Below are 15707 nucleotides of genomic sequence, written 5' to 3' on the forward strand. Positions count from 1 at the left end.
GCAAAGTGGCGGTATGCGCGTTCGCATCCTCGGTCCTCTCCAGGTGGAGGCCGATGGTGCCATCGTGCGCATCGGCGGCCTGCGCCTGCGCGCGCTACTGGCCCGCCTCGCCTTGGACGCGGGGCGGCCGGTCCCGCAGGAGTCCTTGTGCCAGGCGCTCTGGCCCGAGGAGGCCCCGGAGAACCCGTCCCACGCGCTGCACTCGCTCGTCACACGCCTGCGCCGCGCCCTGCCCGAGGGCTCCCTGGTGCTGCGCTCAGAGGGGTACTGCCTGGACGTGCCGTCTGCCGCCGTGGACGCGGCGTGCTTTGAGCAGCTCGCAGGGCAGGGCCGCCAGGCGTTCCGTGACGGCCGCTTGCGCGAGGCGTCCGTCCACCTGCGTGAAGCCCTGGGGCTGTGGCGAGGCCCGGCCCTGGCCGATCTGTCCTCCCGTTTTCCGTACGCCGCCAACACCGCCGTACGGCTTGAAGAGCTGCGCCTGAACGTCCTGGAAGACCGCATCGACGCAGACCTCAAGCTTGGGGCCGACCCCGCCTCCCTGGCGGCCGAGCTCGACGAGCTGACGGCCGCGCACCCGTTCCGTGAACGGCTGCGCGGCCTGCTCATCAACGCCCTGCACCTCGACGGCAGGCAGCCCGAAGCCTTCACCGCCTATGAGCACTACAGGCGCTTCCTGGCCGACGAGCTGGGCACCGACCCGGGTCCCGACCTCCAAGACCTCCACCTGGCCGTCCTGCGAGGGACGAGATCGCCGCGAGGCAACCTGCGCGCACCCTTGACCAGCTTCATCGGCCGCGAGCGCGAGCAGGCGCGGCTACGCGGGCTCCTGGCCGAGAACCGCCTCGTCACCCTCGTCGGCCCCGGCGGCGTGGGCAAGACCCGCCTCGCCACATCGACGGTCACCGAGGGCTGGTTCGTCGACCTCGCCCCCGTGAGCGACCCCGAGGAGGTTCCCCGGGCGGTCGCCGCAGCCCTGGAGCTCCACGAATCACACCGTCCCGGCACCCTCATCGACCGCCTGACCGAAGCCCTCGGCTCCTCCCGCACCCTGCTCATCCTGGACAACTGCGAGCACGTGATCGGCGCCGCCGCGCGGCTGGCCGACGACCTGCTGGGCCGCTGCCCGTCCCTGACGATCCTCGCGACCAGCCGCGAACCCCTGGCCATCACGGGTGAGGCCCTGCTTCCCGTACCGCCCCTGGGCGAGGACTCGGCCGTCCGCCTCTTCCTGGACAGGGCACGCGCGGCCCAACCCGGCTTTCGCCCGGACCCACGGGTGGCCGCCATCTGCAGCCGCCTGGACGGCCTGCCCCTGGCCATCGAACTGGCCGCCGCGCGCCTTCGCTCCATGCCCCTGGACCACCTGGCCGCCCGCCTGGACGACCGCTTCCGCGTCCTGACGAACGGGAGCCGCACGGCCCTGCCCCGCCACCAGACCCTTCGCGGTGTGGTCGCCTGGAGCTGGGACCTCCTCAACGACACCGAACGCGACGCGGCCGAACGCCTGGCCGTCTTCCCCGCCACCTTCGCGGCCGAACACGCCGGGACACCGCTGGAGATCCTGGACGCCTTGGTCGAGAAGTCCCTGCTCCAGTTGGACGGCACCCGCTACCGGATGCTCGACACCATCCGCGAGTACGGCCTCGAACGCCTGACCGAGACCGGCCGCCTGGAACCGGCCCGACACGCTTTTCTCGCCCGCTTCCTGGACCTGGCCGAGCAGGCCGAACCCCACCTGCGCGGCCCCGGCCAACTGCGCTGGCTCTCCCGCCTGAACGCCGAACGCGACAACCTCGTGGCGGCCCTGCGTCACGCCTGCGACTCGGGCGACACCGGCTCCGCCGTCCGCCTCGCCGCCGCGCTCAGCCCGTACTGGACGATCCAGGGCGACCACACGGAGGCGACGCACCGCCTGCGTACCGTCCTGTCCATGCCCGGCGAGGCCCCGGCCCGCCCGAAGGCCCTCTTCGGCCTCCTCCTCAACGCCACCTTCGCGGGAGAGCTCTCCGAGATCCCCGCCGGCGGGCCTCCCGCCGAAGGCCCCCTCGCCGCGCACGTCCAGGCGCTGAGCCGCCTCGGAACCGATGACATGCCCGCGGGCCTGCGAGCCCTGGAACCGTACCTCGTGCACCCCGACGCCTGGACCCGCGCGATGACCTGGCTCATCCGCTCGTTCCTGAACGGCGCGTCGAACGGCTCCGCCGTCGGCTCACCCGTCGGCTCCTCCGTTCAGGCCCGCCGTGACCTGTCCGAGGCCGTCACCGCCTTCCGCCGCTCAGGCGACCGCTGGGGCCTGTCGGTCTCCCTGGCCTCGGCGGCCTTCGCCGCGTCGGCGACCGGCGACTTCGACGCCGCCGCGACCGCACTGGAGGAATCCACCCGGGTCGCCGCCGAGCTGGGCCCCGACAACCAGCAGCGCATCTGGCTGGCCATGATCCGCGTCCACACGGGCGATCTGGAGAAGGCCGAGAGCGAGCTGCGCGCCGTGATGGCCGACGCGACCTCGGCCGACCACACGACCCTCGCCCGCCTCGTCCTGGCCGACCTGGCCCGTCACAGGGGTGAACTGGACGAAGCAGCCCACCACCTGAGCCTGGCCAACCCGACAGACGTCCCGTCCCAGGTTCTCTTCCTCTCGTCCCAAGGCCACCTGGACGTCGCCAGGGGAGACCTGGACGCAGCCGAAGACCACCTGACCCAAGCCCTCTCCCTGGCCGCCACCATGCCCGACATGCCCATGGTCGCCGTACTGACGGTCGGCCTGGCCCATCTGCTCCACCGCCAAGGCGCCGCGACCCCCGCCGCCGAACTCCTCGGCGCCGCCCACGCCCTCCGAGGCGGCCCCGACACCCGCCACCCGGACGTCCGAAGCCTCACAGACGCCCTGCGCGGCACCTTGGGACCGGGTTTCGAGGCCGCCTACGACAAGGGCCGTTCCCATCCGGCCCCGCTCGACCTGGTCACCGGCCTGCGGCTCTCGCCGGAGTCGGGGCCGACCGCCCGGTCAAGGTCGTAGGAGTTCGGTGATGCGGATGAAGCCGTCCGTGCCGTGGCCCATCCCGATGACGCGGCGGGCCAGGCCCTCGGCGGCCCGCATGACGCTCGCGTCGATCCCGTGGGACTCGGACGCGTGGATGACGTGGGCCATCGACGACGCCGCCGAGGTGATCGGGTTGCTCGCGTCGGAGTAGTCCCCGCCGTCCACGCCCGCCGCCAGCTCCTCGAAGATCGGCGGCAGGATGGCGCCGATGCCCTTGGCGAACGGGACCAGCTCGCGTGCGGTGACCCCCTCCGCCTTCGCCAGCGCGAGGGCGTGCGCGTAGCCCGCCATCGCCGTCCAGAAGACGTCCAGCAGCGCGAGGTCGTACGCGGCGGCCCGGCCGATGTCCTCGCCCAGATGGGTGTGGGTGCCGCCCAGCGCCTCCAGCACCGGCAGGTGCCTCTGGTAGAGCTCCTTCGGGCCGCTGTGGATGAACACCGCGTCGGGCGTCCCGATGGTGACGACCGGCGTCATGATCGCGCCGTCCAGGTAACGGATGCCGTGGCCGGACGCCCATGCGGCGGTGTCACGGGCCCGTTCGGGCGTGTCGGCCGTCAGGTTCACCAACGTGCGCCCCTTGAGTGCCCCGGCCACCGCGTCCCGCCGCAGTATCGAATCCGACGCGTCGTAGTTCACCACGCAGACCACGGTCAGGTCGCTCGCCGCGACCGCCTCCTCGGCCGAACCGGCGCGGATCGCGCCTCGCTCTATGAGCTCCCCGTCCCGGCCCGGAGTCCGGTTCCAGACGGTGGTCCGCAGACCGGCGTCCACGAACGCGCCCGCCAACGCACGTCCCATGGGTCCAAGACCGATGACGGTGACGGCAGACTGTTCAGACATAGCTTGACCCCCAACAGACTCGATGAACACGGGGACGGTGATGACGCGCAAACTCGCTCAGAACACCAACGTCTGCGGGGTGACCGCCGCGATCGCCGTGATCGATGGCAAGTGGAAGACCACCCTGCTCTGGCTCCTGGAGGGCCGTCCGTACCGCCCCGGCGAGCTACGCCGGCGGATCCCGGGCATCAGCGAGAAGGTGCTGACTCAGGCGCTCCGCGAAATGGAGGACGACGGCCTGGTCCACCGCGAGGTACACGAGGGGCTACCGCTCAAGACGGTGTACTCCCTCACCGATTTCGGCCGCGACCTCGCCGAGGCGCTGACACCCCTTTCCGACTGGGGCCACCGCCGCCTCGAAAAACTGGCCCAGCGGGTTTCCTGAACGCGCGTCACCTCCGTTCCGGCGGTCCCCTGACCGCCACCACCAGCCTCGCCCGATGACCGTGCCTAGCCAAGTACCCACAAAAAGGTGGGTATCGCGGGACACGGAGAACCCGCTGTTCGATTCACCGCGTCATTCGAGGACGGATCGGTGGAAGCGCTCTTGTAGGAGGCGCCGGCTGCGGTCCTCCAGCTCCTTGAGCAGGACCGGAACGGTGTGCGGGGCCGTGAGGGCGGCACTGAGGACCTCCTCCAGGTCGCGGGCGAGTGCCGGGAGGTCGAGGAGTTCGGCCGCTCTCAGGCTGGTGATGGTGCCGCGGCGGAGGCTCTGCGGGCTGGGGGACGTGACGACCTGCCATAGGTAGGCGGCCTGGAGGCGATTGAGAGGGTGGCCCGGGTATGCGATCGATTGGGTCCAGGTCGCCAGGACGTCGGACAGGACGAAGGTGATGTCGAACGTTCGCCGGCTCGGATCCCCTTCGCCCTTGGCCAGGCGGTCCCAGGCGCCCAGGTGGTGCCGGGTGGGCAGGCCGTGGCTGAAGGCGTCGGCGGGGTCGTGGCCCGTACGTTCCAGGGCTTGCAGGGCAGGCGACGCGGCGTTGAGTTCCAGGGTGTGAGCGGCTTCGTGCACAAGGAAAAGGTCCCGGGCTTGGTCTTCTCGGTTGCCTGGGAGCTGCCGTAGGAGGGCGGCTGCGTAGCGTTGGGCGGGGGTCAGCCCCGGTGCGTTGTCGCCGTGTTCCGCCAGCCAGTCCCAGCCTGCGGCTACCACGGCGATGGAGGTCGGTTGGTAATAGAAGCCCGGGTGGTCGGGGACGCTGAAGGCGTAGTAGCGCCTTGCGGACGCTGAGGCAGCCAGTTCATGGGCGGCTGTGAACGAGTGCCCGTGACGGTGTTCTCGGGCGCCGGGGCGGAAGACGGCGAAGGAACGTTCGTCGGCCCAGGCCACGAGGCCGGTTGTGATGGGGAGGAGTGCGCGGGGGTCGTGGGTTTGCAGTGGTTCGAGGTCGATGGCCCTCAGCCGTTGGAGGACCCGCGCCAGAGCGGCCTCGCGTTCGGACGGGTGCGACAGATAGCTGCGGACGGCCTCCATGCCCTCGGTCCACGCCAGCTCGCGTAGGAGGATGTGGGACGGGTCGTCCAGCGGGTGTCCGGTCAGCAGGTCGCCGGCGGTGACCGACGACAGCGCACGCAGGTGGTCCGCCCGGCCCAGGAGGGTCAGGACGTCGGCGCGCAGAGGTCGTTCGGGCATCGCGCGCATCCTTGATCGTTCGGCAACCGGAAGCCTAGTTCCGCACTGTCCGTCCCTGGCGGGAAGGAGGCGTGATCGCGGTGGCCCGCCGTCCCGGGCCGTCACCGGGCGCGGATATCGTTCCTGCGTAAGCGGACGGTACTCGGCTGGGGACATTCATGGAACTGGTCCATTCGGGCAAGGTCAGGGACGTGTACGCGGACGGGGACGATCTGATCCTCGTCGCCTCGGACCGGGTGAGCGTGTACGACGTGGTGCTGCCCACGCTGATCCCCGACAAGGGGAAGATTCTCACCCGGCTGTCCCTGTGGTGGTTCGAGCGGCTCAAGGACGTGATCCCCAACCACGTCGTGTCCGCGACCGACGTGCCGGACGAGTGGGCCGGGCGGGCGATCAGATGCCGGCGGCTGTCGATGCTGCCGGTGGAGTGGATCGCCCGCGGCTACCTGACGGGCCTCGGGCTCAAGGAGTACCAGAAGAACGGAACCGTGTCCGGCGTCCCGCTGCCACCGGGGCTGGTGGAGGCGGACCGGCTGCCCGAGCCGATCTTCACCCCGACCACCAAGGCGGCCGAGGGCCACGACGAGTTCATCACCCACGAGGAGGTGGCGGCCGAGATCGGCGCCGACACCGCCGCGCGTCTCAAGGAGGTCACCCTTGAGATCTACCGCCGGGGCGCGGAGCTCGCCGCCGAACGCGGGATCGTCATCGCCGACACCAAGCTGGAGTTCGGCCGCGCCGCCGACGGCACGCTCATGCTGGCGGACGAGGTCCTGACCCCCGACTCCTCGCGGTTCTGGCCCGCGGACGAGTGGCGGCCCGGACGTCCACAGCACTCCCTCGACAAGCAGTACGTCCGCGACTGGAGCAGCACCCTCGACTGGGACCGCACCCCGCCGGGCCCCGCCATCCCCCAGGAGATCGTCGACGCCACCCGAGCCCGCTACGTCGAGGTGTACGAACGCCTCACCGGCACCCGCTGGGAATGACGGCCGTGCCCTTCACGATCGCCGATGACGCGATGCCGCGGAGCGTGAGGCGCGCGGCTGACCACAGGGCCGCGCGCCTCCACGGCGCCCGTCAGCTCGCGTAGACCGGGACGATGCTCGCCCGCGCCAAGGTGTGGGCGGTGATGTTGAAGCCGACCACGGCAGGGGACGCGTCCGAGTCGAGGCCCAGGGACTCCACGTCAAGGGCGTGCACGGTGAAGACGTAGCGGTGCGGGTCGCCGGGCGGCGGGGCCGCACCACCGAACGCCTTGACGCCGTAGTCGTTGCGGGCATGCACGCCGATCTTGCTGTCCTCGGTGCCGGCGCCGGTGGGCAGCTCGGTGACGTCCACGGGGATGTCGAACAGCGACCAGTGCCAGAACCCGCTGCCGGTGGGCGCGTCCGGGTCGTAGCAGGTCACCGCGAAGCTCTTGGTCTCCTCGGGGAAACCGGACCAGCTCAGCTGCGGCGACAGGTTCTGGCCGCTGAACCCCCAGTCGTTGAAGACGTGCTTGTTGTCGAGCTGCTCGCCCTCCGTCACATCGGTGCTGGTGACGGTGAACGAGGGAACCTCGGGCAGGTACTCGTGGGGCAGCGGCGGCTTGCCGGGCATGGCGGCCTCCTCGATGTCGTTTCGATCGGTTCCCCCATACCTATCAGCGCGGCGCTCAGGTCTTCACGGCTCCCATCGTGAAACCCGTGACGAACCGATCCAGGAACAGGTTGAACAGCAACGCGATCGGCACCGCCATGATCACCGTGGCGGCCTGGAGGGACTGCCAGAAGAACACGTCCCCCCGGATCAACTGGGTCGGGACGCCCGTGCTCACCACCATCTTCGGGCTCGCGGACACGAACGCCAGCGCGTACACGAACTCGCTGGCCGTCAGCGTGAACGCGAACACCACCACCGCGACGATGCCGGGGAAGATCAGGGGCAGCACGGTGCGGGCGAACGCCCCCAGTCGGCTGTGGCCGTCCACCATCGCCTGCTCCTCCACGTCCTTCGGGACGGCCTTGAGGAACCCGATCAGCAGCCACACCGAGACCGGCACGGTGATGGTCGGGTAGACGACGACCATCGACCAGATCGAGTCCTCCAGCCCGAGCGCGACCACCACCCGGGTGAGGGACAGGAACAACAGGGACGGCGGCACCAGGTACACCAGGAAGATCGCGATGCCCATCGGGGTGCCCCACGGCCGGTTCAGCCGGGCCAGGCTGTAGGCGGCGGGCAACGACAGCGCGAGCGTGAGCAGGACCACCGCCAGCCCCACCACGACCGTGTTCCACACGAACGTCGGGAACGGGGTGTCGAACAGCAGGTACCGGACGTGGTCGGGCGTTGCGGGCTCGTTGAACAGGAACGGGTTGCTGTTGGGGTTGTACAGGTCGCGGTTCTGCTTGAACGCGCTGACCAGGCTCCACAGGAACGGCAGCGCGCACACCAGGGCCGCCAGCACCGCCGACCCGTACACGCCGACGCGCGAGGCGACGTGCCGCCGCGCGTACTTCCTCCGCAGCCGCGCCGCCTCGACCGAGGCCACGTCCGCCGAATCAGCGACAGCACTCACGACGCCCCCAGACGGCGTACAGCCCTCAGAATCGCGATGGCGGCGGCGAGGAGGAGCGGGAACAGGAACAGGGCGATCGCGGCGCCCTGGCCGACGTCGCCGCCCTCGATGCCGCGGAAGTATGCCCAGGACGCCAGCACGTCGGTGGCGTGCGTGGGACCGCCGCGGGTCAGCACGTAGGAGACCGTCATGTCGGTGAAGGTCAGGATGGCGCCGAACAGCGCGGACACAGCGATCACCGGCATCGTCATCGGGATGGTGACCTCGAACATCCGCCGCCAGAAACCGGCGCCGTCGATCCGCGCCGCCTCGTCGATGTCGCGGGGGATCGCCACCAGGCCCGCCATCACGATCACCGCGGCCAGCGGGGTGAGCCGCCAGACATGGACGGCGATCACCGAGGCCATCGCGGTGCCGGGGCCGCCGAGCCAGACCACGTTGTCGTCGATCAGCCCGAGATGGCGCAGCACCCAGTCGACCGGGGAGTAGATCGAGTCCAGGAACCACAGCCAGGAGATCGTGGACAGCGCGACCGGGGTGGTCCAGGGCAGCAGCACCAGGAACCGCACCACCCACTTGCCGCGGAAGTCGGCGACCAGGATGTTCGCCAGGATCTTGCCGAACACCACGATCAGCAGCATCGACACCAGCGTGAAGACGAGGGTGTTGGTCAGCGCCCGCCAGAACACCCCGTCGTCGAAGATCGCGTCGAAGTTGGCGAACCCGACCCAGTCGAAGGAGGGGTCGCCGGTGGTCACGTCCGAGAACGCGAACGCGATCGCCAGGACGAACGGCACCCCGACCAGCGCGACGATGTAGACGACGGAGGGCAGCAGCATCGCCCACGCCAGGAATCCCTCCCGGTCGGCGAGCCCGGCCTTCCGCACCGGGGCGGTCCGATCGACGGGCGGCGCCTCCTTCAGCGTCGTCATGTGCTCGCCGGTCATGCGGAAAGCCTCACCGGTTCGGCCCGTACACCCGACTCGGCGTCGAAGAACCGCAGCCGCGTCGCCTCCACGGCGAACTCGTGGGTCTCCCCGGCGCTCAGCGGGAGCGTCACCGTGGCCGGCAGCCGGGCGATCACCCGGGTCTCCTCGCCGATGCCGGTGACCGTCCCGTACACGTGCCGGTCGCCCGACAGGTACTCCATCCGCTCGATCCGCAGCGGCATCGTGACCCGCTCGTCCACCTGGACGACCTCGGCGGGCAGCAGGTGCTCGGGACGGAACCCGACCAGCCGGTCGGACCGGGGCACCAGGTTCATGGGAGGCGAGCCGATGAAGGTCGCCACGAACGTGTCGGCGGGGTCGTCGTACACCTCGACGGGAGTGCCGACCTGACGCACCTTGCCGCGTTCCAGAACGGCGATGCGGTCGCCGAGCCCCATCGCCTCGGCCTGGTCGTGCGTCACGTAGATGGTGGTGGTGCCGACCCGCTCCTGGAAGCGGCGCAGCTCGTCCCTGGCGGTGGCGCGCAGCTTGGCGTCCAGGTTGGACAGCGGCTCGTCCAGCAGGAACACCGCCGGGTCGCGGACCAGCGCCCGCGCGAGCGCGACCCGCTGCCGCTCGCCGCCCGACAACTGCCGGGGACGCCGTCCCAGCAGCGGTTCGATGCCCAGCAGGCCCGCCGCCCACCGCGCCTTCTTCTCCCGCTCGGCGCGGTCGACCTTCTCGGCCTTGAGCGGGAAGACGATGTTGTCCAGGACGCTCTTGTGCGGGTACAGCGCGTACGACTGGAACACCATCGCGACCTGCCGGACGCGCGGCGGAAGCCCGTTCACCACCTGCCCGTCGATGAGCACCTCGCCGCCGGTGGGCTGCTCCAGCCCCGCGATGGTGCGCAGCAGCGTCGTCTTCCCGCACCCGGACGGCCCGAGCAGCACGAGGTACTCCCCGGCTTCGGCGGCGAGGTCCACGCCGTCCAGGGCACGCGTGTCCGCGTCCCGTGCGGTGCCCGTCCGTCTCCGCCGGGCCCGCACATGCCCGTCGTAGACCTTCACCAGTTCCCGAACCTCAACGGTCTTCATAGGGCCACCCGTCGGCGAGTCAGGGCGCCGTACGGCGCCGGGCGAAGCGAGGCCACGGGCACGGTCAGCCCCCGACCAGGCGGCGGTTGCGCCAGTTGCGGAAGATGCGGTTGATCTGGCCCTCCGCCTCCTCCACCGCCTGCTTCGCGCTGACCTGGCCGCGGGCGGCGCGGCCGAACATGGTGGGCAGCACGTTGGTGCTGAAGATCTCGCCGATGGCCGGGTTGGACGGGCCGGGGTAGCCGATGTTGGCGCTCCAGGACGTGGCGGTCTTCAGCAGGCTGAGCTTGTTGGGCGGGTTGGCGCCGTAGGGGTCCTTGTCCAGCCAGTCGTTGGCCTGCGGGACGAGGGACGGCCAGGCGGGCAGGTCGTACAGCTCGGAGTGGTAGGTCACCGAGGGGAAGTTGGCGGTGTAGTGCAGCAGGAACTCCTTGGCCGCGTCCGGGTTCCCGGCGTGCTTGGGGACGATCCACTGCTGGATGACGTGCTGGGCGGCCAGGGCGGCGCGCGGGCCGCGCAGCGCGGGGACGAAGAAGATGTCGTCGGCGATGGTGGGGTTGGTGCCGGCCGCGGTGCGCCAGGCGGAGATCGAGTTGACGATGTACGACGACTTGCCCGCGATCATCTGCTGGTTGTTGGACGCGGGGACCCAGGAGAACACCTCCTCGGTCTCGGCGCCCTTCCACAGCCGGGTCATGAAGTCGACCGCGGCCACGGCCTCGTCGGAGTTGAGGGTGACGCGCTCGTTGGCGTCCTGCTCGGAGGCGCCGAAGGACCACAGCAGCGCCCGCGCGACCATGTTGGAGTCGGTCTCGGGGGACAGGCCCAGGCCGCACGGGACGCCGGTGGTGCGTTTGATCTCGCTGGCGCCGCGCAGCAGTTCGTCCCAGCTACCGGGGCCGTTGGGCATGCCGACCTTCTGCCACATCGACTTGCGGTAGTTGCCCGGGTCGGGGGACCAGCCGGGGCAGTAGCAGTAGAACCGCTCGGTGTTGGGGTTGAAGCTGGACTTGCGGCACAGCTCAAGCTGCTGCCCCCACCGCCGGTTGGCCTCCTGGACGACATCGGTCATGTCGAGGACGGACGGCTCGTACTGGGAGAACGGGGCGATGTGCTGGATCAGGTCGTGGCCCCGCCCGGCCTGGATCTCGGAGGCGGCGCGGCGCGGCACGTCCACGGTGTTGATGTGGTCGATGCGGACGTCGACGCCGACCTTCTTGCCCCAGTCGGCGGCGAACTTGTCGAACCACTTGTCGTGGCGGGGGACGAAGTGGCTCCACATCAGGACGCTGAGGGAGCCGCTGAGTTTTCTCCCGGGGGAGGAGAAGACCTCCTTGGGGGCGCCGCCGGTGTTCCTGGCGGCGGGGCCGCTGGTCTCGCTGGCGCACCCGGCGGTGAGGCCGTACGCGCCGGCCGCGAGGGCGGTGGACGTCAGGAAGCCGCGTCTGCTGAGCCGATCAGCCATGGGAGCTCTCCTCGCTGAAGTCTCCCTCCGAAGTTAGATCGACACGGCCCTCTCATCCAGCGACGAATTGGTAACTCCATGCAACAGCGATGACTTACGTCACAGCAATAACAAACACGACAAAACGCCGGAAAATCGCGTGCCACGCCCCGGCACGAGCGCGACAGACCTCGCGTGCCCGTTACTTGCCGGTGGCCTCGGTGTACGCCTGAAGCACCTCGGCGGGCGGCCCGTCCATCTTGATCTGGCCCTCGTCCAGCCAGATCACCCGGTTGCAGGTCTCCTCGATCACATCGAGGTTGTGCGCGACCAGGAACACCGCGCCGGCGTCCTTGCGCAGCTCGTCGATCTTGGCCTTGCTGCGCCGCTTGAACTTGGCGTCGCCGGTGGCCAGCGCCTCGTCGATGAGCATCACGTCGTGCGTGCGTGCTGCGGCGATCGCGAACCGCAGGCGGGCGCCCATCCCGGAGGAGTAGGTCGACATCGGGTAGTCGATGAAGCCCTTCTTGAGATCGGCGAACTTCACGATCTCCTCGTACTTCGCCTTGGTCTCCTCCTGGCTGAGGCCCATGGCCAGGCAGCCCAGGACGATGTTGCGGGAGCCGGACAGGTCGCGCATCAGCGCGGCGTTCACGCCCAGCAGGGAGGGCTGCCCGTCGGTGTAGACGGCGCCGCGCGCGGGCGGCAGCAGCCCGGCGATGGCCTTCAGCAGGGTGGACTTGCCGGACCCGTTGGTGCCGATCACGCCGATCGCGTCGCCCCGGTACGCGATGAACGAGACGCCGCGGACCGCGTGCACCTCGGTCATCGAGGGCCGCTGCTGGCGGCGGAGGATGCGCAGCAGCGCGCTGGCCGCCGTGCCCTTGCCGCCGCCGCTGCTGTAGACGCGGTAGATGATGTGCAGGCCGTCCACCACCACGATCGGCTCGCGGGTGGGGTCGATCACGACCTCGGGCTGCTGCGTGCCGTTCACGCGTGCCTGCTCTTTCAGCTCCCTGAGCGCCTTAGCCACGGCCGTACCTCTCCTCCGCACGGTAGAAGTACCAGAAACCCCCGAGGAAGGCGATCAGCGACCAGATCACGCCGAGCACCCACATCTGGGTGAAGTTCATGTTGTACGGCGCCACGTCCGAGTGGAAGCTGTCGATCAGGGCGTAGCGCATCAGCGTGATGAACACCGCCCCGGGGTTGGCCTCCAGGACCTGCCCCACCCACGAGTGGCCCTGGTCGGCGAACCGCTGGGCCATGGCGGGGATGAAGAAGAACACGCCGGAGAAGTACAGCCAGGTTCGCGTGATGAACGGGAGCAACTGCTGGATGTCGCGGACGAAGGCGCCCAGCCTGGCGATGGCCAGGCTGATGCCGATGTTGAACACCAACTGGAGCAGCAGCACCGGCACGACCAGCAGCCAGCGCAGGGTGGGCGGCTCGCCGGTGGCCAGCACGATGATCAGCAGCACGGCCATGGAGATCAGCAACTGCTGGAGCTCCATCAGCACGTGCGCGAACGGCAGCGAGGCGCGCGGGAAGTGCAGGGCCCTGATCAGCGAAAGGTTGTTGCCGATCGACTTGGCGCCCGCGGTCAGCGAACGCTGCGTGAACGTGAAGACGAACACGCCGGTGATCAGGTAGGCGGTGAAGTTGCTGATCCCCCGGTCGGTGTTGAGCAGCACACCGAAGATCAGGAAGTAGACCCCGGCGTTGAGCAGCGGGGTGAGCACCTGCCAGAGCTGTCCCAGCCTGGAGCTGCTGTAGGTGGAAGCGGTCTTGGCGGAGGCGAAGTTCCAGATGAACGTGCGTCGCTGCCACAGCGCGCGGATGTACCTGCCGGGCGAGGGGCGCGCCGCACTCTGGGTCAGACCGTGTCGCGCGGCGAATTCGGCCAGCGACTCGCCGCCCACTCCGTTCAGGGAAGGCTGTGCGATGTCGCCGGCCGGATCGCCACCCGAGGTGCTGAGCCGTTCCGGGTGACTCATGCGCGGAAGCCTATTGCAGTCCACCATCTGTGAGAGACGTTCGCCGGTATGTGATCTCCGAATTGAGATCTTCGGTGAATCATGTCGGACCTCCCGGGGATACCCCCGACATGCGAGCGGATCACCTTGAACGGCGTTCCTGGGCATCCAGAGTAGTGCCGCCCCCCCGATATTCGCTGGTCGGCAGGGTTCTGGAGGGGCGTGCGTGCGGGCGTGGCGGTGGTTCGGCGGAGTCCGCTGTGAGCCTCGCCACGGAGGAGCGGCGCAAGCCCTTCCTCTACCGGAAGGGGCCGCTGCGCAGGCTCGGGCGGCTCGACCGCTGGGCGTTCGACCGGGTGGCCGCCGCGCACCTGCCCGGCCTGGAGAACGTGCTGCCCCGGCTGTCCCGCGCCGCCGACCACGGGGTGCTGTGGTTCACGGTGGCCGGGACGATGGCGCTGACCCGGCGGGCCAGGCTGCGGCGCGCCGCGCTGCGCGGCGCGATCGGGATCGCGGTGGCCGGCCCGGTGGTGAACGTGCTCGGCAAGCACGCGTTCCGGCGGGCCCGGCCGGTCGTGAACCTGGTGCCGCCGATCCGGATCCGGTGGGAGCTCCCGACCTCGCACGCGTTCCCGTCCGGGCACTCGGCCTCGGCCGCGGCGTTCGCGACGGGGGTGGCGATGGAGGCGCCGCGCGCCGTGGCCGTCCCGGTGGCGATCACGGCCGGGGCGGTGGCGTTCGCCCGGATCTACACCGGCGCGCACTACCCGGGGGACGTGCTGGCCGGTGTCGGGATCGGCGCCCTGGCCGCGATCGGCACCCGCCTGGTCTGGCCGGCGCGCCCACCGGTCGCGCACATCACCAGGACCTCCACCGAGCGGGTCACCGTCACCGGGGACGGGCGGGGCCTGGTCGTGGTCGTCAACGACACCGCGGGCGGTGCCGACACCGGCATGCCGTCCGTACCGATCCTGCGCAACGCGACCGAGGCCGCCGTCTCCCTGCTGGAGCGGGAACTGCCGGCCGCGCGGATCGTCTGGCTGGACCCGGACGAGGACGTGGACAAGGCGCTGGAGGTCGCCGCCGCCCAGGGGGAGATCCTCGGCGTGATCGGCGGTGACGGCACGGTGAACGCCGGGGCGCGCGCCGCTCTGCGGCACGACGTCCCGATGCTGCCGATTCCGGGCGGGACGTTCGACCACTTCGCCAGGGCGCTGGGCCTGGAGACGGCCGAGGACGCCGTCGCGGCGTACCGGGGCGGGCGGCTCGGGCATGTCGACGTCGGGCTGATCGTCGCCCCGCCGCACGACGGCTCCACCCGCTCCACCGGCGACGACGACTCCACGGGTGAGCTGATCTTCCTGAACACGGCCGGGCTCGGCGCGTACACCGAACTGGTGGAGCGGCGGGAGCGGCTGGCCGGGCGGCTGGGCAGGTGGCCCGCGCTGGTGGTCGCGGCGGCGCGCACGTTCCGGCGCTCCGAGCCGGTGCCGCTGCTGGTCAACGGGCGGCGGAGGCTGGTCTGGCTGGGGTTCGTCGGCAACTGCATGTACGGGTCGCGCGGCCCCGCCCCCACCTGGCGCGCTCATCTGGACGACGGAAGGCTCGACATCCGCCTGGTCACCACCGGACGGCGGGTGCCACGGCTGCGCGCGCTCGCGGCCGTCCTGGCGGGGCACCTGCACCTCACCCCCGGATACCTGTCCTGGCACGCGGGCACGCTGGAGCTGGCGTCCCTGGACGGGGAGCTGACCCTGGCCAGGGACGGCGAGCTGACCACGCTGCCGTCCGCCGTCCACATCACCAAGCGGCCCGGGGCGCTGGCGGTGTTCTGCCTCCCGTCCAGGGGAGGCGGCGGGTTCGCCCGGTCCTGACCGGGTACGACGCGCTAGAACCGGAGAGATCACGGCGAGATCGAGAAGGGGAGACGATGCCGGACGCCACGTCGAACGGAGTCGACCCGCGCGCGCTCAGCGATGAAGATCTCCTACGCGAGCTGAGGCACCTCCACGAGACCAGGACCGACGCGCTGCGGCACGCGGCCGACCAGGCGCTCGCGGAGCACAGCCGCCGGACGAACCAGCTTGAGGCCGAGTACCTGACCCGCTATCCCGAGCGGGAGGTGGACCCCGAGCGGCTGCGCGCGGGCGCCCGCGCGCGCTGAGACGGGCGGGACGGGGTTCGC

General features: G+C 70.4%; 14 protein-coding genes. 5 read left to right on the forward strand and 9 right to left on the reverse strand.

The features are described 5' to 3' along the window. Window positions 1-13 precede the first annotated feature (13 nt). Window positions 14-3016 carry an AfsR/SARP family transcriptional regulator gene (locus QSK21_RS17070; RefSeq protein WP_285696907.1) on the forward strand — a complete coding sequence of 1001 codons (3003 nt, stop codon included), beginning with the start codon at window positions 14-16 and terminating at the stop codon, window positions 3014-3016. On the opposite strand, the gene QSK21_RS17075 is transcribed toward QSK21_RS17070, so the two are convergent. Then, the gene (locus tag QSK21_RS17075; protein ID WP_285696909.1) at window positions 3005-3880 is read right to left on the reverse strand and encodes an NAD(P)-dependent oxidoreductase; all 876 of its coding nucleotides are present in this window, start codon (window positions 3878-3880) and stop codon (window positions 3005-3007) included. The two genes, QSK21_RS17070 and QSK21_RS17075, sit on opposite strands and share 12 nt — an antisense overlap. Window positions 3881-3920: 40 nt before the next feature. On the opposite strand from QSK21_RS17075, the gene QSK21_RS17080 reads away from it, so the two are divergent. After that, on the forward strand, window positions 3921-4265 hold the full coding sequence (locus QSK21_RS17080; protein WP_285696912.1) for a winged helix-turn-helix transcriptional regulator: 345 nt from the start codon (window positions 3921-3923) through the stop codon (window positions 4263-4265). A 132-nt stretch (window positions 4266-4397) separates the two neighbouring features. On the opposite strand, the gene QSK21_RS17085 is transcribed toward QSK21_RS17080, so the two are convergent. Continuing rightward, window positions 4398-5513 (reverse strand): hypothetical protein, encoded by a 1116-nt coding sequence (locus tag QSK21_RS17085; protein WP_285696913.1) that lies wholly within the window; start codon window positions 5511-5513, stop codon window positions 4398-4400. 158 nt (window positions 5514-5671) lie between these two features. Between QSK21_RS17085 and QSK21_RS17090 the strand changes: the two genes are divergently transcribed. Then, the gene (locus tag QSK21_RS17090; protein WP_285696915.1) at window positions 5672-6502 is read left to right on the forward strand and encodes a phosphoribosylaminoimidazolesuccinocarboxamide synthase; all 831 of its coding nucleotides are present in this window, start codon (window positions 5672-5674) and stop codon (window positions 6500-6502) included. A gap of 91 nt (window positions 6503-6593) precedes the next feature. Here QSK21_RS17090 and QSK21_RS17095 read toward each other — a convergent pair whose 3' ends face one another. The 7 genes from QSK21_RS17095 to QSK21_RS17125 all read right to left on the reverse strand — a co-directional run bounded on the left by QSK21_RS17095 (window position 6594) and on the right by QSK21_RS17125 (window position 13543). After that, a complete protein-coding gene (locus QSK21_RS17095) occupies window positions 6594-7115 on the reverse strand; it encodes a YbhB/YbcL family Raf kinase inhibitor-like protein (RefSeq protein ID WP_285696917.1) in 522 nt (173 codons plus the stop codon). Window positions 7116-7170: 55 nt separating this feature from the next. Continuing rightward, the gene (locus QSK21_RS17100; protein WP_285696919.1) at window positions 7171-8076 is read right to left on the reverse strand and encodes a carbohydrate ABC transporter permease; all 906 of its coding nucleotides are present in this window, start codon (window positions 8074-8076) and stop codon (window positions 7171-7173) included. Then, entirely contained in the window at window positions 8073-9023 is a 951-nt protein-coding gene (locus QSK21_RS17105) for a carbohydrate ABC transporter permease (protein WP_285696922.1), read from the reverse strand. The genes QSK21_RS17100 and QSK21_RS17105 overlap by 4 nt, the downstream gene beginning before the upstream one ends. After that, complete coding sequence (locus QSK21_RS17110; RefSeq protein WP_285696924.1) at window positions 9020-10102, reverse strand: ABC transporter ATP-binding protein; 1083 nt, start codon at window positions 10100-10102, stop codon at window positions 9020-9022. Before QSK21_RS17110 ends, QSK21_RS17105 begins: the two co-directional genes overlap by 4 nt. A 64-nt stretch (window positions 10103-10166) precedes the next feature. Continuing rightward, entirely contained in the window at window positions 10167-11567 is a 1401-nt protein-coding gene (locus QSK21_RS17115) for an ABC transporter substrate-binding protein (protein ID WP_285696926.1), read from the reverse strand. Between the two features lie 181 nt (window positions 11568-11748). After that, entirely contained in the window at window positions 11749-12579 is an 831-nt protein-coding gene (locus QSK21_RS17120; RefSeq protein WP_502871570.1) for an ABC transporter ATP-binding protein, read from the reverse strand. Then, window positions 12572-13543, reverse strand: coding sequence for an ABC transporter permease (locus QSK21_RS17125; RefSeq protein ID WP_285696928.1), 972 nt, complete (start codon window positions 13541-13543; stop codon window positions 12572-12574). The genes QSK21_RS17120 and QSK21_RS17125 overlap by 8 nt, the downstream gene beginning before the upstream one ends. A 239-nt stretch (window positions 13544-13782) precedes the next feature. On the opposite strand from QSK21_RS17125, the gene QSK21_RS17130 reads away from it, so the two are divergent. Both QSK21_RS17130 and QSK21_RS17135 read left to right on the forward strand, forming a co-directional pair. Beyond that, complete coding sequence (locus QSK21_RS17130; protein ID WP_285696929.1) at window positions 13783-15396, forward strand: bifunctional phosphatase PAP2/diacylglycerol kinase family protein; 1614 nt, start codon at window positions 13783-13785, stop codon at window positions 15394-15396. A 56-nt stretch (window positions 15397-15452) separates the two neighbouring features. Next, entirely contained in the window at window positions 15453-15686 is a 234-nt protein-coding gene (locus QSK21_RS17135; RefSeq protein ID WP_285696930.1) for a DUF6158 family protein, read from the forward strand. The last annotated feature ends 21 nt before the right edge of the window (window positions 15687-15707 follow it).

The organism is Actinomadura sp. NBRC 104412 (genome assembly GCF_030269515.1).
Taxonomy (GTDB): Bacteria; Actinomycetota; Actinomycetes; order Streptosporangiales; family Streptosporangiaceae; genus Spirillospora.